The sequence below is a fragment of the Vibrio sp. CCB-PB317 genome (genome assembly GCF_022808245.1).
GTDB lineage: Bacteria > Pseudomonadota > Gammaproteobacteria > Enterobacterales > Vibrionaceae > Vibrio > Vibrio diabolicus.
Window position 1 is genome coordinate 775,945 of the sequence record NZ_JALGNU010000003.1, and the last position, 24,751, is coordinate 800,695.

Annotated in this window: 21 protein-coding genes; 13 read left to right on the plus strand and 8 right to left on the minus strand. The window is 43.8% G+C overall.

Annotated elements, in window-relative coordinates; genetic code table 11:
• Positions 1-113 precede the first annotated feature (113 nt).
• Positions 114-515, plus strand: a complete 402-nt coding sequence (locus MTR11_RS20815) for a hypothetical protein (protein ID WP_012841593.1) — start codon at positions 114-116, stop codon at positions 513-515.
• A gap of 63 nt (positions 516-578) precedes the next feature.
• Here MTR11_RS20815 and MTR11_RS20820 read toward each other — a convergent pair whose 3' ends face one another.
• The 3 genes from MTR11_RS20820 to MTR11_RS20830 all read right to left on the minus strand — a co-directional run bounded on the left by MTR11_RS20820 (position 579) and on the right by MTR11_RS20830 (position 3,298).
• Positions 579-674 (minus strand): MetS family NSS transporter small subunit, encoded by a 96-nt coding sequence (locus tag MTR11_RS20820; RefSeq protein WP_005372963.1) that lies wholly within the window; start codon positions 672-674, stop codon positions 579-581.
• Entirely contained in the window at positions 671-2,137 is a 1,467-nt protein-coding gene (locus MTR11_RS20825; RefSeq protein ID WP_005398219.1) for a sodium-dependent transporter, read from the minus strand. The genes MTR11_RS20820 and MTR11_RS20825 overlap by 4 nt, the downstream gene beginning before the upstream one ends.
• A 570-nt stretch (positions 2,138-2,707) precedes the next feature.
• Positions 2,708-3,298, minus strand: coding sequence for an outer membrane beta-barrel protein (locus MTR11_RS20830; protein ID WP_243328312.1), 591 nt, complete (start codon positions 3,296-3,298; stop codon positions 2,708-2,710).
• 127 nt (positions 3,299-3,425) lie between these two features.
• On the opposite strand from MTR11_RS20830, the gene MTR11_RS20835 reads away from it, so the two are divergent.
• Together MTR11_RS20835 and MTR11_RS20840 are read left to right on the plus strand one after the other, a co-directional pair.
• The gene (locus tag MTR11_RS20835) at positions 3,426-3,518 is read left to right on the plus strand and encodes a YnhF family membrane protein (RefSeq protein ID WP_005372970.1); all 93 of its coding nucleotides are present in this window, start codon (positions 3,426-3,428) and stop codon (positions 3,516-3,518) included.
• 44 nt (positions 3,519-3,562) lie between these two features.
• On the plus strand, positions 3,563-4,714 hold the full coding sequence (locus MTR11_RS20840; RefSeq protein WP_048625754.1) for a patatin family protein: 1,152 nt from the start codon (positions 3,563-3,565) through the stop codon (positions 4,712-4,714).
• A 121-nt stretch (positions 4,715-4,835) separates the two neighbouring features.
• Here MTR11_RS20840 and pyk read toward each other — a convergent pair whose 3' ends face one another.
• Positions 4,836-6,278 carry a pyruvate kinase gene (gene pyk / locus MTR11_RS20845; RefSeq protein ID WP_005398214.1) on the minus strand — a complete coding sequence of 481 codons (1,443 nt, stop codon included), beginning with the start codon at positions 6,276-6,278 and terminating at the stop codon, positions 4,836-4,838.
• 411 nt (positions 6,279-6,689) lie between these two features.
• Between pyk and MTR11_RS20850 the strand changes: the two genes are divergently transcribed.
• Together MTR11_RS20850 and MTR11_RS20855 are read left to right on the plus strand one after the other, a co-directional pair.
• Positions 6,690-7,907 (plus strand): ROK family protein, encoded by a 1,218-nt coding sequence (locus MTR11_RS20850; RefSeq protein ID WP_005398213.1) that lies wholly within the window; start codon positions 6,690-6,692, stop codon positions 7,905-7,907.
• 370 nt (positions 7,908-8,277) lie between these two features.
• Positions 8,278-9,231, plus strand: coding sequence for a chemotaxis protein CheV (locus tag MTR11_RS20855; RefSeq protein ID WP_005398212.1), 954 nt, complete (start codon positions 8,278-8,280; stop codon positions 9,229-9,231).
• Positions 9,232-9,306: 75 nt separating this feature from the next.
• Here the strand turns inward: MTR11_RS20855 and MTR11_RS20860 are convergent, their stop codons facing one another.
• The 4 genes from MTR11_RS20860 to MTR11_RS20875 all read right to left on the minus strand — a co-directional run bounded on the left by MTR11_RS20860 (position 9,307) and on the right by MTR11_RS20875 (position 15,385).
• Entirely contained in the window at positions 9,307-12,381 is a 3,075-nt protein-coding gene (locus MTR11_RS20860) for an error-prone DNA polymerase (RefSeq protein WP_243328313.1), read from the minus strand.
• Positions 12,382-12,408: 27 nt separating this feature from the next.
• Complete coding sequence (locus MTR11_RS20865; protein ID WP_243328314.1) at positions 12,409-13,812, minus strand: Y-family DNA polymerase; 1,404 nt, start codon at positions 13,810-13,812, stop codon at positions 12,409-12,411.
• 4 nt (positions 13,813-13,816) lie between these two features.
• Positions 13,817-14,509, minus strand: coding sequence for a translesion DNA synthesis-associated protein ImuA (gene imuA / locus MTR11_RS20870; RefSeq protein ID WP_243328315.1), 693 nt, complete (start codon positions 14,507-14,509; stop codon positions 13,817-13,819).
• 129 nt (positions 14,510-14,638) lie between these two features.
• Positions 14,639-15,385: a YciK family oxidoreductase gene (locus MTR11_RS20875; protein WP_243328316.1), complete on the minus strand. Its 747-nt coding sequence runs from the start codon at positions 15,383-15,385 to the stop codon at positions 14,639-14,641.
• Between the two features lie 254 nt (positions 15,386-15,639).
• On the opposite strand from MTR11_RS20875, the gene sohB reads away from it, so the two are divergent.
• The 8 genes from sohB to MTR11_RS20915 all read left to right on the plus strand — a co-directional run bounded on the left by sohB (position 15,640) and on the right by MTR11_RS20915 (position 24,741).
• Positions 15,640-16,701, plus strand: a complete 1,062-nt coding sequence (gene sohB, locus MTR11_RS20880; RefSeq protein ID WP_005385819.1) for a protease SohB — start codon at positions 15,640-15,642, stop codon at positions 16,699-16,701.
• Between the two features lie 208 nt (positions 16,702-16,909).
• Entirely contained in the window at positions 16,910-17,590 is a 681-nt protein-coding gene (cmk, locus tag MTR11_RS20885) for a (d)CMP kinase (RefSeq protein WP_005397113.1), read from the plus strand.
• A 110-nt stretch (positions 17,591-17,700) separates the two neighbouring features.
• Positions 17,701-19,371: a 30S ribosomal protein S1 gene (gene rpsA, locus MTR11_RS20890; RefSeq protein WP_005385817.1), complete on the plus strand. Its 1,671-nt coding sequence runs from the start codon at positions 17,701-17,703 to the stop codon at positions 19,369-19,371.
• A 213-nt stretch (positions 19,372-19,584) separates the two neighbouring features.
• A complete protein-coding gene (gene ihfB, locus MTR11_RS20895; protein WP_005385816.1) occupies positions 19,585-19,866 on the plus strand; it encodes an integration host factor subunit beta in 282 nt (93 codons plus the stop codon).
• A 263-nt stretch (positions 19,867-20,129) separates the two neighbouring features.
• Positions 20,130-20,426, plus strand: a complete 297-nt coding sequence (locus tag MTR11_RS20900) for a LapA family protein (RefSeq protein ID WP_005397112.1) — start codon at positions 20,130-20,132, stop codon at positions 20,424-20,426.
• Positions 20,427-20,444: 18 nt separating this feature from the next.
• On the plus strand, positions 20,445-21,620 hold the full coding sequence (gene lapB / locus MTR11_RS20905) for a lipopolysaccharide assembly protein LapB (protein ID WP_005376665.1): 1,176 nt from the start codon (positions 20,445-20,447) through the stop codon (positions 21,618-21,620).
• Between the two features lie 83 nt (positions 21,621-21,703).
• The gene (gene pyrF / locus MTR11_RS20910; protein WP_237284134.1) at positions 21,704-22,405 is read left to right on the plus strand and encodes an orotidine-5'-phosphate decarboxylase; all 702 of its coding nucleotides are present in this window, start codon (positions 21,704-21,706) and stop codon (positions 22,403-22,405) included.
• Between the two features lie 497 nt (positions 22,406-22,902).
• Positions 22,903-24,741 carry an extracellular solute-binding protein gene (locus MTR11_RS20915; RefSeq protein ID WP_005397104.1) on the plus strand — a complete coding sequence of 613 codons (1,839 nt, stop codon included), beginning with the start codon at positions 22,903-22,905 and terminating at the stop codon, positions 24,739-24,741.
• Positions 24,742-24,751: the final 10 nt, after the last annotated feature.

Below are 24,751 nucleotides of genomic sequence, written 5' to 3' on the forward strand. Positions count from 1 at the left end.
TCATCTTTACTTTTGCCAGTCTTTTCATACATCGCGCTTACTCATCGTTGACATATTGAAACACCACTATGTTTGAATAGCGCATGATGTTTTTTTAATAATTGATAACGTGTATGAAGAGCAAATTAATTTTATTAGCAGGACTAGTTTCTAGTACCGCAATTGCGGCAAATGAGCCAACGAACTTGTCTGTTGGTATGGCTGTCGATCAACAGTTGAGTGTTGTTGTTGAGTTAGATAATAAGTATCGCGGCATTATCGGTAACGATGGTATGGCGTTTGATTACATCGCTAAACGTGGAACATTCGATCAAAACATGCCTGTGACCTGGTATGTTGGCGTTGGTGGTTGGTATGAGTGGGATGATGAGTTTGGCGTGCGTGTGCCTCTCGGTGTGAACTGGGATTTATCACGCGGCTGGGATCTTTATGGTCAAATACACCCAGAGCTAGATCTTTACAAAGGTGCTGACTTACAACTTGGTGGTGCCGTTGGCATCAAATACAGTTTCTAGAATAAAAGAAACATAAAAAAACGCCGGTAAATACCGGCGTTTTTTGTTTGGAATGCAATACTGCTATTGTTTATCCATGGCTCGCTTGATACAAACGGCAGCGCCGCCCCAAGTGATACCTAAACCAATAACCATCATAATAATTGCGCTGATTGTCATTTCGCTGTCTCCTTGCGATTCACTGCGTTAATCACTAGACCAAAGATAAATAGTGCGGCGATAAGTGCCCAGCCTACAGTTAGATCATAACCACCGTAGCCTTCAGTAAATAAAGCATAAAGCTTAGTCGCTAAGATAATGGCGAGCATAATCGGTGTTACGAAGCGTAAACAGATCTCAAACCATTGACCAATAGAGAAATCAGAGCGCTCATTTACGTAATTACGTACTTCAGGCACGCGTTTCAATAGCCACGCCATCAATACAATCTCAACCAAGCCGCCTACCATAATGCCAACGTTGTTTGCAAAGTGGTCTACTAGGTCTAGCAGCAATAGACCGCCATTTGTTGCGAACGCCATAGAAACCACAAAACCAGTTCCAATTACAACGTTTGCAGCTTTTTTTCGGCTCCACTTTAGCTTATCGATGATGGCGGATGTTACGGCTTCCATGATAGAAATGTGCGAACTTAGACCAGCAACCACCAGTGCAAAGAAGAACAGAGGACCAAGAATATATGGTGCGGGTAATAAGTTAATTGCCGCAGGTAAAGTAACAAAAGCAAGGCCAACGCCTGCAGATACCACTTCTGTTAGCGGTTTACCTTGTTCTTGAGCCATGTAACCCAAGACAGAGAAGATCATAATACCAGCTAGGATGGAGAAGCCACAGTTGATCAACACGGTCATAAACGCGTTATTCGTGATGTCTGATTTTTCTGGCAGATAACTAGAGTAAGCCAGCATGATCGCGAAGCCGATGCTTAGGGTAAAGAAGATCTGACCGTACGCAGCTGCCCATACTTTCACATCCCAAATTTTGCTGAAATCGGGTTCAAACATGTAGTTAACGCCATCCAAAGCTCCTGGCAAGAAAACCATACGTCCGATTAAAAAAATCACCATCAAGAATAGTATTGGCATCATGATTTTAGATGCGCGCTCAATCCCTGATTTCACGCCTTTGGCAATGGCGGTATAAGTAATGGCCCAAGCAATCACCATAGATAAGGCTATCTTCCATTGAATACTGCCTAAGTCTGTTGGTGAGTTATCACCTAACTTTAGGTACTCGCTAAAGAAAAATGCGTTTGTATCGGTTCCCCAACCTTGAGTGAACGACAACCCAAAGTAAGAAATCGACCAACCGATAACTGCAACATAGTAAACGGCGATAACTGCTGCAACACCAACTTGGAACCAGCCAAGCCATTCAAATTTGGAGTGAATTTTCGCTAGCGTTTTGGGTGCCGAGCCTCGGTACTTTTGTCCCATGCTGAACTCAAGGATCATAAATGGAATACCGGCCGTGATCATGGCAAAAATGTAAGGAATAAAAAATGCGCCGCCACCGTTTTCATAGGCCATGTATGGAAAACGCCAAATGTTTCCCAAACCGATAGCAGAACCGACTGCTGCTAAGATGAATCCCGCTCGGGATCCCCATTGTTCTCGCTTCATATTTGACTCCTATACGACTCCCTGAGGAATGAAGCTCTCTCCGTAACATAGTAATATTTGCGCAAACCGTTGGAAGAAAGGACCGCTGTTATCTATCAGCTTTTCTATCCTTAATTCTAGCTTATTATAATTTTCTAGAGCTATATTCTGGTTACTGTGAGAGAAAGTAGATTATTAATCTTAAAGTTTTGATGTGTGTTTGATAAAACTGAAATATTTATCTGTTTTCACTGATCAGACTAACTTCTAATAATACTTAGCGCAATAGAATCTAAATGTTAACTCAGATGCGTTGTCTGGTTTTAATCTTGTTAAATTTGAGTTTGATTGTGGTTTTGTTTGGGGAATTGGTTGGTTGTATGGAATAAATGACTAGAATCCAATAATCTACTTGGTGTTTAAAACTATTTTGATGAACTAGGGCGTACGGCTATCTTTTGCGCACCCCGCTAGAGAATGCTTCGTTACTTTTCTAAGCGATGATGTTTAGATGATATTCTCTATCTGCTTTGTATAGGACTCGCCCAGCACTCTTTGTGGCGAGCCCTACGAAGTGAAGTGTACAAAAAATTAGAAACGGAAACTAAAACCAATATTTGATTGGAATTGGTTCATCCAATCGGTATCGAACTTAATGATGCAGTTTGAGCCGTCATTAGGTAGGGTACACGCTCCAGAGGTATCGTTATCAACGACCGTTCCCAACCATCTCAATTGGGCTGTCAACGCAAAGTTCTTTGAAAACTCATATTCCAGCCCTGCAAAAGCGCTAGCCGAAAATCCGTATTTTTTGTCTACCCAATCAACATCGGTGTAAGAGGCTCCCAAGCCAACACCAATATAGGTTTGCCAGTTTTCTGCAACAGGGTAGTACATGCTGCTTTGAAATTGCAGGTAATGGATGTCTGCCGAATTTGATAACTTTTCAAGTTCTGTTGATTGGTTGGAGTAAAATAATCCAATTCTTCCTTTCTCAAAAGGCGTCTCGATTGAAAGTGCGTAGTTCACTGCGGGATCGAGGTCGTATGTATTGCCACTTTCGTCTTCTACTTGACCGCCACCTGTATAGCCTATGAATGGAGTAACGATAATATTGGCTTGTGCACTTACCGCGGTGCTGAGCAGTATGCTTCCTATCAGCCAGCTGAGTTTTTGGTTCATGTCCTATCTCCTTATTATGACTAAGCTAATTGTGATGGGTTAGTCAAAATTGCGCGACTAAATTAAGCAAATCTTGAACATATTTCACACTGGTGTTATTAATTTGTTACATATTAAGGAGGTGTTTATGGAACACGATCTAAAATCCGCATTAATCATCGTGGTGACTGTTTTTGCAGTACTTTTGTCGTTTGGTATCATTGCGATTACAACGGCTTAAGATAACTACTTTTACCAAACGTTTTAACAAAATGGCGTGAGCCTATGATACGTAACAGCGGTATAATCACAGAAAGCCACACTGAGCTTGATGTCAAAGTTTATGAGCATTTCAGGCATGGAAAAACTGCTTTAGTCACGCAAGGTGGAGGGCAGAGAGGGATTTTTACCGCTGGCGTATTAGACGCATTTTTACTTTCCAACTTTGATCCTTTCGATGAATTCTACGGTACCTCTGCTGGGGCACTTAATTTATGCTCTTACTTATGTCGTCAACACGGTATGGGCAAAGCTTTTATTACCGAACTGACAACGTCTCCTGAGTTTTTTAATCTGTTTCGTTATATTCGAAAGCAGCAGTACTTGGGTTTAGAGTGGGCGTTAGAGCGGATTCAAGATTTCCCTTACAAGCTTGATCTTGATTTAGGCCGCAGTGCACTAGGAGGGCGAGGTGCGTTTGCAGCGGTAACAAATGTGGAGACGCTATCGGATCAATATTTACCAATCCTGGGTGAAACGTGGTTTAACACCATGTTAGCAACATGCGCGATTCCTAAGTTGTACCACGGACCTGTCGACGTTAATGGCAATAAGTTTGTTGATGGTGGTGTGTCGGCTTCTATCCCTGTTCAAGAAGCGTGGCGTCAGAATGCTCGCAACATTATTGTCATCCGAACAGAACCGTTCTCGGAGATTGAAGCGAGAGCGCAAAGTGAAGTAGGGGATGTGCCTGTCGAGTGGTATCGAGAGTCTATCAATTCGGTGCAGCAATCATGGCAGCAAAAAGTGAATCGATGGAAGTTGGATTGGGCTTCGTTCTTCCAACAAAAAATTAATGCCGCCCATCAGTCGAAGCTTGCCGGAAAAATGCTATTGAATGGAGGCCGTTGGTTGTTCGGTGCTGATAATTTGTATCGTTTAAGCCATTTAATCGGTGAGAATTTTGACTCAGGTTTAGCCGACATGCTGATGATTCACTATCAAACATTTGAGCTCACTCAGGCCTTTATATCTGCTCCACCTGACGACACTTTCATTTTACAAATCGCGCCTAAAGAGGGGCTTCGTTCTTCTTCTTTGTTAAGTGACCAAGAATCACTAGAGCATGATTATCAACTCGGACTTCAGGCGGGGTTTAATCTGGTTCAACTCTATGACCAACTGAATATTGAAATTGATGGCAGAGAGAGTGCATAACCTTTTGTATTGACGACATACGCTAAATACAAAGTGAAGTGTAAATAAATGAGGCTCAGTTTTCGGAGCCTCATTCGTGTGCGTACCTAATCTCTATGGTTAATAGGGTTAGGTATAAAGGTTATGCTTGCAGAATTCGCATGCAGTTGGTTGAACCAACGACATCCATTACATCGCCTTGAGTGATCATGACTAAATCACCCTTGTGCAAGAACCCTTGTTCTTTAAGGCTAGCAATCGCAGCTTGAGCTGTCGGTAAACCTGCATCACTTTTTGACTCGAAATATACCGGTGTCACGCCTCGGTATAATGCAGCTCGATTGAGCGTGGATTCATTGCGTGATAAGGCAAATATTGGTAAGCCAGAGCTTAAGCGAGACATCATCAACGCAGTCCTGCCGGACTCTGTTAACGAGATCATCGCTTTAATTCCTTCCATGTGATTCGCAGAGTACATGGTTGCCATTGCGATGGTTTCTTCAGCGGTTTCGAAGGTGCGATCTAAGCGATAAGTGGATAGGCTTGCCTCAGACATCTTTTCTGCGCCCACACATACCTCGGCCATGGATTTGACCGTTTCTACGGGGTATTTACCTGCTGCGGTCTCTCCAGACAGCATCACCGCGTCAGTGCCGTCAAGAACCGCATTGGCCACATCCATTACTTCGGCACGCGTTGGCATCGGGCTAGTAATCATGGACTCCATCATTTGTGTCGCAGTAATCACGATGCGGTTTAAGCTGCGTGCGCGGCGAATCAGTTTTTTCTGGACGCCAATAAGTTCAGGATCGCCGATTTCTACACCCAGATCGCCACGCGCAACCATCACCACATCGGATGCGAGAATAATATCGTCAATAGACTCATTAGTCGCGACGGTTTCTGCTCGTTCGACTTTAGCCACCAACATGGCTTCAAGGCCTGCATCTCTGGCTAGGCGTCGAGCGTAATGCATGTCTTCGCCGTTACGTGGGAACGAAATAGCAAGGTAGTCCACTTGAATTTCTGCGGCGGTAAGAATGTCGGCTTTATCTTTCTCTGTGAGCGCATCGGCTGACAATCCGCCGCCTTTTTTGTTGATCCCTTTATTATTAGATAGTGGGCCACCAACAATCACACGGGTATGAACTTTATTGCCTTCGACGCTGGTGACTTGCAGTTGAACGCGTCCATCATCGAGTAACAGAATGTCGTTTGGTGAAACATCTTGCGGCAGTTCTTTATAATCTAGCCCTACGGACTCTTGGTTGCCTTCACCTTTTGGTAAATCACTGTCTAATGTGAATTTATCGCCCACATTTAACATGACTTGGCCATCTTTAAAGGTCGATACGCGGATTTTAGGGCCTTGCAAGTCGCCGAGGATAGCAACTTGACGCCCAAGCTTTGCCGCAATGGTACGGACTTTTTTGGCGCGTTGAATGTGGTCTTCACTGGTTCCATGTGAGAAATTCATACGGACAACGTTTGCACCGGCTTTGATGATCTCCTCAAGTACATTGTCCTTATCCGTTGAAGGACCAAGCGTGGTGACAATTTTTGTTCGTCTTAGTTTGGAAGTCATAGATTCTCCGATGAATGTATGTGTAAAGGTAACTTGAACTCTATCCTTACTTTCCTCAATCGCTCTCAAGGTCTGCCTCGTTGCTGAGCCACACCTTAAAGCTGCTTGAGTATAAGTATATGCACAGAATGTTTACATTAAGAGTAATCCCGGTAAAACAGACAGATATTCCATAGGCTTCTGCCTCTATTGATGAGAATGCGCTGGTGTAACAGGAGTTACTTCATAATTTAGTGAATAAAAATAAGTTATTTTTCAAACAATTTAACAGGAGTAGATTCTTCGTTATTTGATTGAATACACAAACAAACAGGTTTATACGTGATGCTTGTCACGGGGATTTATTAATTCACTTCACAATTAGTTCGCAAAGTAAAAAAATTGTCTCGTTATAGAATTTCGGAGTGCAAGATGTACATGGCTCAACCGGGCCATATTGATCATATCAAACAGGTCAATGCTGGTCGTGTATATAAACTAATTGACCTAAAAGGTCCTATTTCTCGAATTGATTTGTCCAAGCAGAGTGAGCTTGCTCCTGCCAGTATCACCAAAATCACTCGAGAATTAATTGAAGCGCACTTGATTCATGAAACCACAGTACAAGAAGCGACGAGTCGTGGTCGACCTGCCGTCGGTTTGCAGGTCAACAACGAAGGGTGGCAATTTCTGTCAATGCGTTTGGGGCGAGGTTATTTAACTATTGCTCTGCATGAGCTAGGTGGCGATGTGTTGATCGATACTAAAATCGAGATACACGAACGTGACCAAGACGATGTGCTTGAGCGTCTGCTCTACGAAATTGATGAATTCTTCCAAACTTACGCGGATCAACTTGACCGTGTTACCAGTATTGCAATTACGCTGCCTGGCCTTGTGAATTCAGAGCAAGGTGTCGTGCTGCAAATGCCTCATTACAATGTCGAAAATCTTGCTCTTGGACCAGAGATATACAAAGCAACGGGCTTGCCAGTTTTCATTGCCAATGACACGCGAGCTTGGGCATTAGCAGAAAAGCTTTTCGGCCATTCTCAAGACAATGACAACTCCGTTCTTATCTCTATTCACCATGGTTTAGGTGCCGGCATCATTCTGGATGGGCGCGTTTTGCAAGGTCGTCACGGCAACATTGGTGAGCTTGGGCATATTCAAATCGATCCAAATGGAAAACGTTGTCATTGTGGCAACATTGGTTGTTTGGAAACCGTTGCCAGTTCTCAAGCCATTCGTGAAGAAGTCGTAAGACGAATTGCTGATGGCGAAGACTCTATTCTTGCTGAACAAGAAGAAATGAGTATTGAGAGCATTTGTGAAGCGGCAGCGAACGGTGATCCGTTGGCAGTTGATGTGATTGAAAAGCTTGGACGCTACTTAGGTTCCGCAATTGCTATTGTGATCAACTTATTTAACCCTGAGAAGATCTTGATCGGTGGTGTGATTAACCAAGCAAAAGATGTACTTTATCCTGCGGTGCGTCGCTGTATCGAAGAGCAGAGTTTACCGGTTTATCACCAAGATCTTGAGCTGGTGGAATCTCGTTTCTATAAGCAAGCCACAATGCCTGGTGCCGCGTTGATCAAGCAAGCGTTGTACGATGGTCAGTTATTGATGAAGGTTGTGGAAGGCTAATTGCTTCAAACATGATGAAGTGCTTAGGTGTCGAGCCTATACATTTTTAGATGATTTAGGGTGAGGCTTAACAGCTCACCCTTTTTGATCGCCTATTACTAGAAGGTGAATTTGAGTTGTGCTGCATTGCTATATCTGCGCCATTCATGTAATTTCCTAAAAAGCTCAAGTAAATAAACCCAAATGGCTTTCAATGTGTAGAGTGACTTTGTGTCTGATGCAAATAGAAGGGAAGTAATACGCTGAAACCGTTGTACTTTCAAGCCATGCTCGAAAAACAAATATCTTAAGGTTATTTGGGTTTAGAACCTTGATGTGTCTGTATTGATTTCGAGTAAAAATAAGAATTATCCATAATTTAGGTAGTAGTATGTCCGGAGTGTTAAATACGGTTGACCAGCGTACGAACTTGGTTGGTGAAAACCGACTAGAGCTTTTGCTGTTCACTTTAAATAGTCGCCAATTGTTTGCGATTAATGTGTTCAAAGTGAAAGAGGTCATCAAGCTGCCACCGTTAACCAAGCTCCCTGGCTCACACTACAACATTCGTGGGGTCGCTTCTTTACGAGGTGAAGCAGTGCCAGTGATTGATTTGCGTGGCGCGATAGGTTTCCCAGCTTTGCGTGGTGAAGCGGAAGAAGAAAATTTGATCGTGACAGAGTACAACCGCACGGTGCAGGGCTTCTTAGTCGGTCCGGTCAAGAATATTATTAATACGGCATGGACTGAAATTCAGCCGCCTCCTTCCACGTCTGGTCGCTCGAATTACCTCACGGCGATCACGCAAATCAAAGAGGGGGATGCCTCTCAAATTGTCGAAATTATTGACGTAGAAAAAGTTTTAGCAGAGATCGTGCATTACGATGTCACGATTTCAGCGGACATTCTTGATCAAGAACTTGCCCAAGCAATGGTCGGGCGTAATGTTCTGATTGTGGATGATTCCTCTACAGCTCGTAATCAAGTTCGCGATACGCTTTCTCAATTGGGTATGAATATCATCGAGTGTCGTGACGGACTAGAAGCGCTAACAGTTTTAAAGCGCTGGTGTGATGAAGGGAAAGACGTAGAAAAAGAGCTGTTGATGATGATTACGGATGCTGAAATGCCTGAAATGGACGGTTATAAACTGACTCATGAAGTGCGCCAAGATCCACGTATGTCTAAGTTGTTTATTACGTTGAACACTTCTCTGAGCGGCAGCTTTAATGAAGCCATGGTACAAAAAGTAGGTTGTGATCGTTTTATCTCTAAATTCCAACCAGATTTGTTGGTTGAAGTTGCTCAAGACCGATTACGCCAGATGCTTTCTAAAAGTGCATGATTAGATATAGTGAAATCAGAGGGGGAGCAGCTCTCCCTCTGATTTTTTAACGCCTCGCTTATTAATATCTCTGTACTAATGAAAGTCGCGAGATTTACTTTGTAGATTATTCAAATAGTGCGTGCAATCAATCAACTTGCCAGCAATAACGTGCGTGACTTCTCCCTCTCTTTCAAGAATGCCTTTCACCATTAATACTTTAGCGCCTAAATACGCTTGCTTTTGGGCTCGTGCTGTCGCTTGCCAAACAACCACATTAATGTTGCCTGTGTCATCTTCTAACGTAAAAAATGTCACGCCAGCGGCGGTGCCTGGAGATTGTCTTCCCGTTACCACGCCTACCACTGTGACCAATGACCTATGCGGTTTCTCTGCCAATTGCCTCATGCGGGTAAAATGAGGGAGTTTGCCCGTTTCTTCTAATAATTTAATCGGGTGGCGGCTAAGAGATAGTCCTGTGCTCGCGTAATCCTCAATTAAATTTTCATATTCAGAGGGCTGAGTTTGGTAGCTAACACCGGGTTCTTCGACCTTGTGAAACAATGGTAGGTCAGATAAGGAATCCATTGCTGCCCAGCGTGCGTTATAACGATTCCCCGATAAGGCCTGAAATGCATTGGCTGAAGCCAATAATTCAATGTCACTTCGGCTTCTTAATATCTGCTTTACTTCTTGAATCGATCGGTAACCATTAAGTGGTTTGCGCTCAATAAGCCTTTGTGCGCTTTCTGCGTTAAAGCCTTTCACCAAGCGAAAACCAAGTTGCACGCCGAGCCTGCCATTCGGACGTGAGACGAGATGATGTTGATATTTTGAATGATTGACGCACACCGGCAATACTTCGACGCCATGTCGGCGAGCATCTTGTACTAATTGCGATGGGCTATAAAATCCCATTGGTTGGCTGTTCAACAATGCAGTGTAAAATTCGGCTGGGTAATAATATTTTAACCATGCAGAACAATATGCCAGCACTGCGAAAGACGCTGAATGACTTTCAGGGAAGCCGTACTCACCAAAGCCGCAAATCTGATCGAAAATGCGCTCAGCAAACGCTAAGTCATAACCTCTCTCTTGCATACCATTGATCAGTTTTGGTCTGAATTTAGCGAGATCGCCATTCTTTTTCCATGATGCCATCGCTCGACGGAGTTGATCGGCCTCGCCGCCGCTAAACCCTGCGGCTACCATGGCTAGCTTGATGACTTGCTCTTGGAAAATAGGGACGCCCATAGTCCGCTCCAGAACGCTTTTTACTTCTTCCGATGGATAACTGACTGGCTCTTTTTGATCTCGTCGTTTTAAAAAAGGATGCACCATATCACCCTGAATAGGGCCTGGACGAACAATTGCAATTTGAATCACTAAGTCGTAATAACAAGCAGGCTTTAGGCGAGGGAGCATGCTCATTTGTGCACGAGATTCAATTTGGAATACGCCTATCGTGTCGGCTTTTTGGATCATGCGGTACACGTGTGGATCATCTTGTCGGCGAGTGATCTCAGAAATAGAGAGGGATCGCTGGTGGTGTTTCTCGACCAGTTGAAAGCACTTTCTGATGGCGTTTAACATGCCGAGTGCGAGCACATCGACTTTTAATAGCTTCAAGCTTTCTAAATCGTCTTTGTCCCATTGAATGATAGTGCGATCTTCCATCGAGGCATTTTCAACAGGTACTAACTCATATAAAGGGCCAGATGAAATTACAAAACCACCCACGTGCTGAGATAAGTGGCGTGGGAAGCCAATTATCTCGTTGACCAATTGGATAAACTGCTGCCCTTTGAGAGATTCTGGTTGTAAGCCAAGTTCAATAATTTGAGCTTGCCAGCCTTGGCTGCGATCTCGGCGATTAACGTTCTTAATGAAAAAATCTAATTGGGTCTCTTCAATCCCTAGCGCTTTACCGACTTCACGCACGGCACTTTTAAAGCGATAGCTGATCACTGTTGCAGAAAGTGCTGCACGCTCACGGCCATATTTTTTGTAAATATACTGGATAACTTCTTCACGGCGCTCGTGTTCAAAGTCCACATCAATATCCGGCGGTTCCTTACGTTCTTTACTGATGAATCGTTCGAATAAGACAGCGATTTGTCGAGGATCGACGGCGGTAATTTCCAGGCAATAACACACCACAGAGTTTGCAGCGGAACCTCGCCCTTGGTAAAGAATGCCTTGCTGTTTCGCGAACATTACGATGTCGTGGATGGTAAGGAAGTAGTAGTGGTATTTCAGCTCTTGAATAAGCGCAAGTTCATTCTCGATGGTTTGATTGACTTCTGCTGGCACGCCTTCAGGAAAACGCAGCTTTTTACCACGCTCGACTAACATACGTAAGTAAGAGTCGGGTGTATAACCATCTGGGATCAGCTCGGTAGGATATTCGTATTTTAAATCGGAGAGCTTAAACTCGCATAAATCGGCGATGTAGGTACTTTCTTCCAGCCATTCTGGTTTGTAAATCCGAACCAATTTTTTAAAAGGACGAAGCGCTCGTTCTGTATTCGAAATACGATCAAAACCGAGTTTATCGACGCTACACCGATGCTTTATAGCGGTAAGTACATGCTGTAATGGCAAGCGTTCAACATCATGCATGAGAACGCCTCCGCAGGCAGTTATAGGTAATTGAAATTCATGTGCTAACTGCTCGCAGTGCGCAATGTACTCAGTATCGTTGTTACTCAAATGGCGCTGAATCGCTACCCACAAACGATTAGCGTGGTGTTGATTGAGCCAGCGTCCCCAATAGTGGTCACTCTCTTGATGTGTGGGCAGCCACAATACCAAGCAATGTCGAATCGACATCAAATCCCATTCGAACAGTTGATAGTTGCCTTTTTCACTTCGTCTTCTTGCGTTTGTGATGATACGACACAACTCGGCATAAGCCTTGCGACAAGGGCAAAGCAGTACGATTTGGCATTCATCATTTAACCAAAACATACTTCCAACGATTTGTTTGATATCGAGTTTATGTTGTTCGATGGTCGCATGGGCTTTGACAACGCCCGCGACCGAACATTCATCAGTTATGGCTAGAGCTTGATAGCGATAGAAAGCAGCTTGGAGTACCAGCTCTTCTGCATGAGAAGCCCCAGTCAAAAAAGAGAAGTTAGACTGACAAAATAGTTCCGCGTAACTCATAATGACCCAACAAAAATAACTGTCGATTTAACAAAAATAGCCATGAAGAAACCAGTGCTTGTGCTGATCGCGAAATATCCATAACCAGCGGCCTTGCTTGGTGTGTGCAATGTAGTAATCACGCATGATCTCATCACCATCCCACCATCCAGAAACGATTCGCTCAGGTCCGTGGACCAAAGAGACTTGCTCTTGCAATGCAATGGGAGTGGGCAATTGCATTGCGGGGCGTAGTATGGATGGTATGGCGTGCTCCTTTTCATCTGGAGCATCAGCAGGGCGATACTGACTGGCCTTTTCTGGTCTAGGATCGCAAGCGATGTTGGGTTTTAACACGGCACTTTTCCCCAATTTAGCTTGCAGTAAAGAGAGCAGTTCTAAAGCATTCATGTTCCCTTTTTGCCCAGCAAAGAGATCGCGTGATGCACTAAGAGGCTCACCTTGACGGACGACTTTTAACGTTAGCCCTGTGACTGGGCCATTGAGCGAGAGTGACTCTAAGCTTAAACTCGCTAACTGCTGCCAACGCTGACATAGGTAATCACCTTGCGCAGAAGTGAGTTGAAGGTGTTGCTCTTGTTTCTCACGCTGGTGGAGTGTTAAACACAGCTCAAAAGCGACCTTATCTCTTAATTTAAGAAAGGTTTCGAGTTGACGAAGTAACTTGGCCAGCGGCTTTTCAATCCACTGGACGTTTTCGAGCTCAAATAACAGCTCTAAATAAACTTGGAAGGATTCGGTCGGGTGATAAAAGTCTACAGGATGCTTGAACTGCCCTGTCAGTCGACCAACGTAGTTCACCAAATCGATATCAAAGCGTCGTGCGATGTCTTGCAATGGCAGTTCAAGTAACCCTTTTAAGGAAGTAACGCCTACGCGGTGCAGCTTTTCAACCATAGAGATCGATAAATCGGTTAGAGGCAGAGGTAATGGGAATAACATTTGTTCGATAAGAGATTTGTCGTCACTAAGAACATTTGCTCCTGCCAATGCCATTAACTTGGCTGACAAAGGTGAAAAACCACAACCAAATTGAAAGCTTAACTGCAGTTTAGTTAAGTGAGCACTGACTTTATTCCAGTAATTGTCCAACCCTTCATATAGGGTGAGCATCGGTGTGGCACGCAGCAAAATGCCTTGGTTTGGCATCAACACAACGTCAGATGTGATCAAATACAACCACTGAGCTACCTCTTGTAATTTATTTAATTCGGTTTGTGGATGATAAGGATGCACTTGTAAATCTCGACACAAGGACGCAGCACTGCCTAAGCCCATACCAGGCTTAATGCCTTGTTGTTCGGCAATCTCGTTGTATTGAATGATCTGACAACGTTGGCTTTCGACAATCACCACGGGTTGATCTTGGTTATCACCAAAGAGTGCGTCTAGCTGTAGGCGAGGGAAGTGCAAGTAAATCCACAAAGCCATATCATTAACCTTGGTTCGCCAGTGGGAAATTGACCACAGTCGAGTGCAGAGTTTCAGATGATGGTTTCACCAGTTGCGGGTAATGGTGTTGGAAGCCGATACTAACACTACCTCTATTCCAGCCTCCTTTCCTTTTTAGTACTTCAACATTAATCCCTTGCTTGTCACCTTTCAGTTTTAAACTGAGTGACACAGGCAAAGACAAGCGGTTGATAGTCTCTTTTTTAAGCATAAAAAGAGGGCAAGTACCTTGTTCACTCGCTACCTGTAAGCGTTTCACTTGATGTATTTCAAGTTCTTCTTGCCATAATAAAACATTACTGCATACCCCACTTTTCAGACATTGCTCTGCAGCCCAAAGAGCATCTTTGGGGTGAGTTGGATTAACGACCCACACTTGGTTTATATCCAAACCGATGTAGTGTAAGAACAGAGAATTCACTAACGCGGGAGGTTGAATAAATGCAGTCACACCATTGGTCTGAGTGGCTTTTAAATAAGGAGCGAGCAAACGCAATTCACCAATACTACCAATAGATTCCATCTCCACTACGCCATGAGGTGGAAAGCCTCCGCCGAGCAAATCATCTAATTCAGAAAACCCGGAACTAGTCCGCAACTGCTGAGGATCTGTTTTCGTTAAATTTGCTTGCCAAACAAGGTGCTGGCTTTTTAAGTGCTGAATAATATCGTGCATAATAAATACCTGTATATATGTACAGTATATTTCTATGGCAGAAAGTCGCAAGATTTTTATGAAGAGAGAAATGAAAAAAGGCAGCGTTTGCTGCCTTTTCAATCGATTATGTGAGGTAACCTGAATTAGTTATTTACGCTTCGGTTGAGCGTCGATGCACTGACCATTCACATCGGTAATCGCTGGATCCATTAAGTGCAAATATAGCGGCATGATATCCAATGGCGTTTTGAGAGTATTTGCATCTTCACCCGGGTATGCTTTTTCACGCATGCGAGTACGAGTTGCTCCAGGGTTAATTGCGTTAACACGGATCGGCGTATCACTCAGCTCGTCAGCCAAAACTTGCATCATGCCTTCTACGGCAAATTTAGAGATAGCGTATGGCCCCCAGAAAGCGCGACCAGAGTGGCCGACGGTCGAAGAGGTAAAGATAATACGCCCAGCTTCTGATTTACGCATCACAGACAGTAGTGCTTGAGTCATTAACACTTCTGCTTTCACGTTGATCTGCATGATATCGTCGAAATCTTCCTCTTTGATTTGATCAAAGGGACACAGCGAACTTAAGACACCTGCGTTGTGTAATAGGCCATCCAAACGACCAAACTGTCCTTCGATTGTCTCTGCCATATCAATGTAATTTTGCTTAGTTGCGCCCTTGAGATCCAGAGGAATGATAGCAGCTTGTGGGTAGCCAGCTGCTTCAATCTCATCATAGATAGATTCAAGGTTTTGCACATTTCTACCCAAGAGAATAACAGTTGCACCGTGCTCGGCATAAGAAAGCGCGGCTTGACGGCCGATGCCATTACCAGCGCCAGTAACAAGAATGACTTTACCTTTTAGAGCATCAGCTGAAACGGAGTAGTTCACGGCGATAAATCCTTATTATTGTAAGAGGGTCCATGATAGTTAATTGACGCTAAAAAACGCCTGTTTCTCAATGGAAAATCTTGGTAATCGTGACAAGATGGTTACAATACACCAATTCATGTGTTATACCAATTCCAGAACTTTCGTTAGGTATGCTATCAATCAGAACAAGTGGTTACAAACCGCGCTGCCTTCTCGCTGATGTTTCTGCGTAACATACTAACGTCATCTGAAATGAGATAAAGGAGCTCTCGTTGGAATTTTTATTAGATTATGGTCTGTTTCTGGCCAAAATTATCACGGTGGTTGCTGCGATAATTGTTCTGCTCATTATTGCAAAATCGGCTGGTGGCAAATCGGGTGCGGCGAAAGGGGAGTTAGAGATTACCAACCTTTCAGAGCAACACAAACAATCTGTTGAGCAGTTAGAACATCATTTGCACGACGATGCTTTCATCAAGGCTCGAGATAAAGCGGTCAAGAAAGAAGAGAAAGAGAAAAACAAATCTCGTGAAAAAGAGATCAAACAAGCGAGCAAAGACGGTTCATTAGATAGCAAGCGTGAACCACACCTATTCGTTCTTGATTTCAACGGCAGCATAGACGCAAAAGAAGTCGCGTCTCTACGTGAAGAGATCACTGCTATTTTGGCTGTCGCACGTGAAGGTGATGAAGTATTACTTCGTTTAGAATCTGGCGGTGGTATGGTTCATGGCTACGGCCTTGCCTCTTCTCAACTGGACCGAATCAAAGCTGCGGGTCTTCCTCTGACTATCTCTGTAGACAAAGTTGCGGCAAGTGGCGGTTACATGATGGCATGTGTAGCAGATAAGATTGTTTCTGCACCATTTGCAATTGTGGGTTCTATTGGCGTTATCGCACAAATTCCTAACTTCAACAAACTGTTGAAGAAACATGACATTGAGTACGAACAACTAACCGCGGGTGAATATAAACGCACGCTAACGATGTTTGGTGAGAATACCGATAAAGCGCGCGATAAGTTTAAGCAAGAGCTTGAAGAAACGCATGTCTTGTTTAAAGACTTCATTCGCGAGCGTCGTCCTAGTTTGGACCTAGACAAAGTAGCCACTGGTGAGCACTGGTTCGGTACACAAGCGAAAGAGCTTGGTTTGGTGGATGATATTAGTACATCTGATGATATCGTTGTTGCGGCATGCAAAGATAAAACCGTACTTTCTGTGCATTATGTGCAGAAGAAAAAACTGGCAGACAAGCTAGCAGGTGTCGCGGGCAAAGTTGCTGACAGCGTGATCTTAAAGTTAGCTGAGCGTGGTCAAAAACCGATTGTTTAATCGAACCTAAGATCATGACATTTAAAACGGCGAGGGTGGAAGCTCTCGCCGTTTTTGTTGAACCTTATGTTTATTGATGAATCCAATTGCGCATTAGGTGTAATGCTTTACACGACATTTTTCCTCGCTCCAAAGGGCGATTACCCGTATAATGCGCGCCTCGAAAACCGAGCAAATTGCTGAAAAGAAACTATAGGTGGAGAAGAACATGTCCTCTCAAACTCCGGTTGTAACCGTAGATGGACCTAGTGGTGCAGGTAAAGGCACTTTATGTATGTTGCTGGCGAAAAAGTTGGGTTTCCAACTCTTAGATTCTGGCGCAATTTATCGTGTACTTGCACTCGCTGCGATTCACCACGGTGTCGACACAGAGTCAGAAGACGCACTTGTCCCACTGGCAACACACCTAGACGTTCAATTTATCGCAGAGGGTGACTTAGTTAAGGTCGTTCTAGAAGGCGAAGATGTGTCAGGGGAGCTTCGCAAAGAAGAAACGGGTATGGCAGCATCTAAAGTTGCGGCTCTGCCACGTGTTCGTGAAGCATTATTACGTCGTCAGCGTGCATTTGAAGCCGCTCCGGGCCTAGTGGCTGATGGTCGTGATATGGGCACAATTGTATTCCCAAGTGCACAAGCGAAAATCTTCCTTGATGCGAGCGCAGAAGAGCGTGCAAATCGACGCCTTAAACAGTTGCAAGAGAAAGGGTTAGATGTTAAATTTGCTGACCTTTTAAGCGAGATCCAAGAGCGTGACGACCGAGATCGTAACCGCCCAGTGGCGCCATTACGCCCTGCTGAGGATGCGCTTGTGCTAGATTCTACGTCGATGACTATCGACGAAGTAGTAGAAAAGGCACTACAATATATCGAATCGAAGCTAGCTGAGTAATGATACTCGGCTAGACTAAGAGCGTTGGTCGCAAGGATGATGACTGGCGAATTTAATAACCCCATGCGGTAGGATACCCGTGGAAGTTTAATTTATTGAAGATTAACTAAATGACTGAATCTTTTGCTCAACTCTTTGAAGAGTTTCTAAACGAAACAGAATTCCAACAAGGCAGCATCGTTAAAGGTACTGTAGTAGCTATCGAGAACGGTTTCGTTCTTGTTGACGCTGGTCTTAAGTCTGAATCTGCTATCCCTGCTGAACAGTTCAAGAACGCTGCTGGCGAACTTGAAGTTGAAGTTGGCGCTGAAGTAGACGTAGCTCTAGACGCTGTTGAAGATGGTTTCGGTGAAACTCAACTTTCTCGTGAGAAAGCTAAGCGTCACGAAGCTTGGATCGTACTTGAGAAAGCTTACGAAGAAGCTGAAACTGTTGTTGGTATCATCAACGGTAAAGTTAAAGGCGGTTTCACTGTTGAACTAAACGGTATCCGTGCTTTCCTTCCTGGCTCTCTAGTAGACGTACGTCCAATCCGCGACACTGCTCACCTAGAAAACAAAGAGCTAGAGTTCAAAGTTATCAAACTTGACCAAAAACGTAACAACGTAGTTGTTTCACGTCGTGCTGTTATCGAATCTGAAAACAGCGTTGAGCGTGACGAGCTTCTAGAAACTCTACAAGAAGGTTCTGAAGTTAAAGGTATCGTTAAGAACCTTACTGACTACGGTGCGTTCGTTGACCTAGGTGGCGTTGACGGTCTTCTACATATCACTGATATGGCTTGGAAGCGCGTTAAGCACCCATCTGAAATCGTTAACGTTGGTGACGAGATCCAAGTTAAAGTTCTTAAGTTCGACCGTGAGCGTACTCGCGTATCACTAGGTCTTAAGCAACTAGGCGAAGATCCATGGGTAGCAATCGCTAAGCGTTACCCAGAAGGTCACAAACTAACTGGTCGCGTAACTAACCTAACTGACTACGGCTGCTTCGTTGAAATCGAAGAAGGCGTTGAAGGTCTAGTTCACGTTTCAGAAATGGATTGGACTAACAAGAACATCCACCCTTCTAAAGTTGTTAATGTTGGCGACGAAGTTGAGGTTATGGTTCTTGAAATCGACGAAGAACGTCGTCGTATCTCTCTAGGTCTGAAACAGTGTAAAGCTAACCCATGGCAGTCATTCGCTGAAGCACAAGCTAAAGGCGACAAAGTTACTGGTAAGATCAAGTCTATCACTGACTTCGGTATCTTCATCGGTCTAGAAGGCGGCATCGACGGTCTAGTTCACCTATCTGACATTTCTTGGAATGTTGCTGGCGAAGAAGCTGTACGTGAGTACAAGAAAGGCGACGAGATCTCTGCAGTTGTTCTAGCAGTAGACGCTGAGCGTGAGCGCATCTCTCTAGGCATCAAGCAAATGGAAAACGACCCATTCAATGCTTACGTTGCTGACAACAAGAAAGGTGTTCTAGTTAACGCTACTGTAACTGCTGTTGACGCTAAAGGCGCTACTGTTGAAATCGCAGAAGGCGTTGAAGGTTACATCCGTGCTTCTGAAGTATCTCGCGATCGCGTAGAAGATGCTTCTCTAATCCTAAGCGCTGGTGATGTTGTTGAAGCGAAGTTCACAGGTGTAGACCGTAAGAACCGCGTAATCAACCTATCTATCAAAGCTAAAGACGAAGCTGACGAGCAAGAAGCAATGGCATCTATCAACAAGCAAGATGACAATGCATTCGGTAACGCAATGGCTGACGCTTTCAAAGCTGCTAAAGGCGAATAATATACTCGCTTAAGCAAAAAAGGAGCCGCAAGGCTCCTTTTTTATATTTGAGCATATTTAAGTAGTAATACTAATGACGGTAAACTATCTTAATAAAAGGCATTTCTTCATTGCGCATTTTGCATAAAATTTGTCTAGAATTGTCAGCAAGTGTTTGTTGGAATTAGTATTACTTACTATAATAAGTGATAAAGATACTCAAAGAGGGCAACTATGACTAAGTCTGAACTGATTGAAAGACTCTGCGCTGAGCAAACACACTTATCAGCGAAAGAGGTAGAGGATGCTGTAAAAGATATTTTAGAGCACATGGCCTCTACGCTAGAGAGCGGTGACCGTATCGAGATCCGTGGCTTTGGTAGTTTTTCTCTTCATTACCGCGAGCCTCGCGTAGGTCGTAACCCTAAAACGGGCGATAAAGTGGAATTGGAAGGTAAATACGTTCCACATTTCAAACCTGGTAAAGAGCTTCGTGAGCGTGTAAATATTGGCTAACGCACTCTTATTAGTTTGAAAAAAGCGGCATACGTTTGTGTATGCCGCTTTTTTGTAATGTATCCAAGCAGTTTACGAAGCGAGCTGTTGATTCTGGCTGTTTTCTTTGCAGCTTTCTACACCCAAGTAACTTTAACTTCTAGGCGTGTCTACAAACTAAGTATCTTGAGGTTACTTGGGTATAGATTATTGCTAATATACGTAGTCTGAAGAAGCATTTTCCTGCATAATCTTACCGACTTACTCCTAGAAGGGTGATGTAAATGAAAATTATAAAAATCGTTGCTGTTTTAGCTCTCTTTTTAATTGCATTGGCGTTAGGTTCACAAAACCAAGAGCTCGTGACTTTTAACTATCTTCTAGCCAAAGGAGAGTTCCACTTATCTACACTATTAGGTGTGGTATTTGTGGTTGGCTTTGCTTTAGCGTGGGTTATCTTTGGTAGTATCCAGCTGAAAACTCAGCTACAAGTTCGTCGTTTAAAGAAAAAACTGAAAAAGTACGAACCTACAGATGCAAACAAACCTGCTGATAAGCCAGCCATCGAAAAACAGGCATAAGGATAAGGCTTAACTTTAATGCTTGAACTACTCTTCTTGTTATTGCCTATAGCTGCTGCGTATGGCTGGTATATGGGGCATCGCAGCGCTCAGCAAGACAAGCAGAAGCAATCTCATCAAATCTCTCGTCAGTATATGACGGGTCTTAATCTGCTGCTCTCTGACCAATCAGATAAGGCTGTTGATCACTTTATTGAATTGCTCCAAGTTGATAACGAGACAATCGATACTCACCTTGCGTTGGGTAATTTGTTCCGGTCTCGTGGCGAAGTCGACCGCGCAATCCGAATTCACCAAAATCTCATTTCTCGCTCTGGCTTAACACTGGATCAAAAGAATCTTGCACTTCAACAGTTGGCGAAAGATTACATGGTCTCTGGTTTTCTCGATCGTGCAGAGAAAATCTTCGAACAGTTAGTCGAAGAGCCAGATTACAAAGAAGCGGCCCTTCAGCAATTGGTAACCATTTACCAACAAACACGTGAATGGGAAAAAGCAATTTATTACGCCAATCAATTGGCTAAGTTGGGTAATAAACGCTCCAGAATGCGTGCGAATATTGCTCATTTTTGGTGTGAAATTGCAATGCTCGACCAAGCCGATGGTAATACTAATAAGGCAATACAGCACTTTAAAAAAGCCCTAGCAGAAGACCCAAAGTGTGTTCGAGCGAGTATTGCTTTGGGACGAATTTATCTAGAGTCTGAAGATTATAAACACACGATAAAATACCTGACGGGTGTGCTTGAGCAAGACAAAGACTTTATCAGCGATGTCTTACCAACCATTGCAGAGTGCTACCATCATTTGGGCCAGGAAGATGAACTTGTAGAGTTTCTGCGAGCTTGTATTGATAAGAAAGCAGGCGTATCAGCCGAGTTAATGTTGGCTCAGTTGGTTGCTCACCACGAGAACGTCGGGGCTGCACAAGAGCTGCTGACCAAACAGCTGCTGAAAAATCCAACCATGAAGGGCTTTTATCGATTAATTGACTACCACATTGCTGAAGCAGAAGACGGTCGCGCGAAGGACAGTCTATCGACGCTACAAGCGATGGTGGGTGAACAGTTAAAAGTGAAACCACACTACCGATGCCGGAAGTGTGGGTTTTCTACTCATTCCCTTTATTGGCACTGCCCGTCCTGTAAAGGGTGGGGGACGATCAAGCCAATCCGCGGATTGGATGGTGAATAATTTTAATGCAGCTGACAGAGTTTCTGTCCGCTGCATTTTTTTAACTTTTTATTTAATAAGAACCAAAATAGTTAGGAGATGAAATGATCGACCAAAAAGTTATTGTCGCACTGGATTATGATAACCAAGCAGACGCACTTGCGTTTGTAGATAGAATTGATCCTGCGTCATGTCGCCTAAAAGTTGGCAAGGAAATGTTTACGCTATTTGGTCCTGATTTCGTACGTGAACTCCACAAACGTGGTTTCTCAGTCTTCTTGGATTTGAAATTTCACGATATTCCAAATACGTGTTCTAAGGCGGTCCGCGCAGCCGCGGAATTAGGGATTTGGATGGTGAATGTGCATGCGAGCGGTGGTGAGCGCATGATGACGGCATCACGTGAAATTCTTGAGCCATACGGTAAAGATCGCCCACTTCTGATTGGAGTAACGGTACTAACCAGTATGGAACAAAGTGATTTAGCGGGTATTGGTTTGAACATTGCGCCTCAGGATCAAGTTATTCGTCTGGCGACATTGACCAAAAACGCTGGTTTAGATGGTGTCGTATGTTCAGCTCAAGAGTCTTCATTACTTAAGAGCGAACTTGGTCAAGACTTTAAGTTAGTTACACCAGGAATCCGACCTGCTGGCTCTGAGCAAGGTGACCAGCGCCGTATCATGACACCAGTAGAGGCTATTCAGTCAGGCTCTGACTATCTTGTTATTGGGCGTCCAATTACTCAAGCTGTGGATCCTGCTGCAGTGTTAAAATCGATCAATGATAGCTTGTCTAGTATGTAAGCACAGTCTTGTATTGTATAAAGAAAGGTGAGGCTGTGATGCCTCACCTTTTTTGTATCTAATAAAAATACCAATCGTAGTAAGCAACTGCTCATTTTTACCAGTTATATCTGCTCGCTTACTTGCTTGCTTTAATTGGTGTAGGGGGGATCTTATTCGGATAAAGGTTCTACGGTTTATTATGAGTAAAGTAGGGCTTGGTACTATATCGATCACATTTTTGTAACATAACTCACTGTGATGCATAGAAAATGCGACCATGTATTATTGATGACTTGCGTTACAAAAGCCTAAAGAATACTATGGCGAAGATGCATTCACTGCGTTGTAAGGTCTAGGATGACCTAGTGAAACTCTTTGAAATTAATATAGAAGCTGGCAGGAAGTCACTTCATATTACGCTCCTATTATTTCCTATCTGCGTATTTTCTATTTGCAGCTTTCACACGCCGTCTTCCTTGCTACGACCTTAATCGCAAACACAACAAGGAAGAAACATGACTAAAAAACTGCCATTTTCAGTACTTGCAACACTGACCGCTGCCAGTTTTCAACTGAGTGCGGCAGAGCTACCTGCTGATATAGAATGGATTTCAAATAACAATGAACCTCTGTTCGCCTCTGAAGAAGCGGTACGAGGTGGTACTTATCGTACTTACATTCAGAGCTTTCCTCAGACATTACGAAGTGTTGGTCCAGATGCGAACTCCGGCTTGCGCCAATATTTAATGGATGGTTCACCAAAGCTTGCTCAGCGTCATCCAAATACTGGTAAATGGATCCCCCAACTTGCTAAGTCATGGGCATTTGGAGAGGACAACAAAACCGTATTCTTTAAGCTTGATGAAACGGCCGAGTGGTCAGATGGTGAAAAAATTACGGCAGATGATTACGTCTTTATGATGAAGTACTACACGTCAAAAGACATTATCGACCCGTGGTACAACGACTTCTTCACGAACAGCGTTGTCGGTGTTGAAAAAATTGACGACTACACGATCAAAGTCAATCTTGCTGTAGCTCAAAGTCATGACTCGCTCATGGTTATGATTAACATGCCGAGTAATGGTTTTCAGCCTCGTCCGGAACACTTCTTTGAAGGAGAAAAGGACGCAAATAACGATGGCATGCCTGATAACTTCGTCAGAAAGTTCAACTTTAAATCTGAGCCAACTGCGGCGCCTTACTACATTGATAAAGTGAAGAAAGGTAAGAGCGTGACATTCAAACACGTGGGCGAAGATTGGTGGGGGTATAACAACCGCTACTATAAAAACCGTTACAACGTAGAAAAAGTCCGCATTAAGGTGATTCGCGATCCTGATATTGCCATGAAGCACTTTGAGAAAGGCAACTTGGACTACTTTGAGATGGTGCTACCAAGCTTTTGGCATGACAAAACCGATAGTGATGTGTACAAAAAAGGCTATATCCAAAAGTACTGGGGCTTTAACGAAGCACCACAAGGCGCTGGTGGCCTTTGGATGAACACCGCGATGCCGATGTTGGATAACCTAGAAGTGCGCAAAGGCGTTATGGCAGCCACTGACTATGACGGCATGATTGAAAATATCATGCGTGGAGATTATTCACGTAAACCACATGGACTCGGCTTTGGTCATGGCGAATACGATGATCCTAACAATACACCGCCTAAGTTTGATGCCGATGCGGCGGTTAAACATTTCGAAAAAGCGGGCTTTGACAAAGTTGGCGCAGATGGTATTCGTGTCAATGACAAGGGCCAACGCTTGAGCTTTGCTATCACCTATGGATACAACTCTTGGACACCGCGTATTGCGTACTTGAAAGAGCAAGCGAAACTTGCTGGTCTTGAGTTCACGTTAAACTTGGTTGATGGTTCATCTGCGTTTAAATACATTCTTGAGAAAAAGCATCAGTTAGCGTTCTTGAATATGGGCTCTGGTGAGATTCCTGCGTATTGGGAATACCTGCACTCTGATAATGCGAATCGACCACAAACGAATGCTCACACCAACTACAGCAGCCCTGAGCTGGACAAGTTGATTGAAGCTTATGACTCTGAGTTTGATCAGGAGAAGCGTTACGATTTATCGCATCAAATCCAAAACTATGTCAGCAAAGCGAATATCATCGTTCCTGGATACATGGTGCCTTATTCTCGAGTTGCACATTGGCGCTGGGTTAAAATTCCTAAAGATGGCATGACAAAAGCGACAGAATGGGTGCTTCATCCAATGGATATTGGTAATTTCTGGATCGATAGCAAAGTAAAAGAAGAGACTGAGGAAGCGATGGACGAGGGTAAAACCTTCCCAGAGACAACGGTCATTGATGATCGCTACAAGTTGTAACTCCACAACT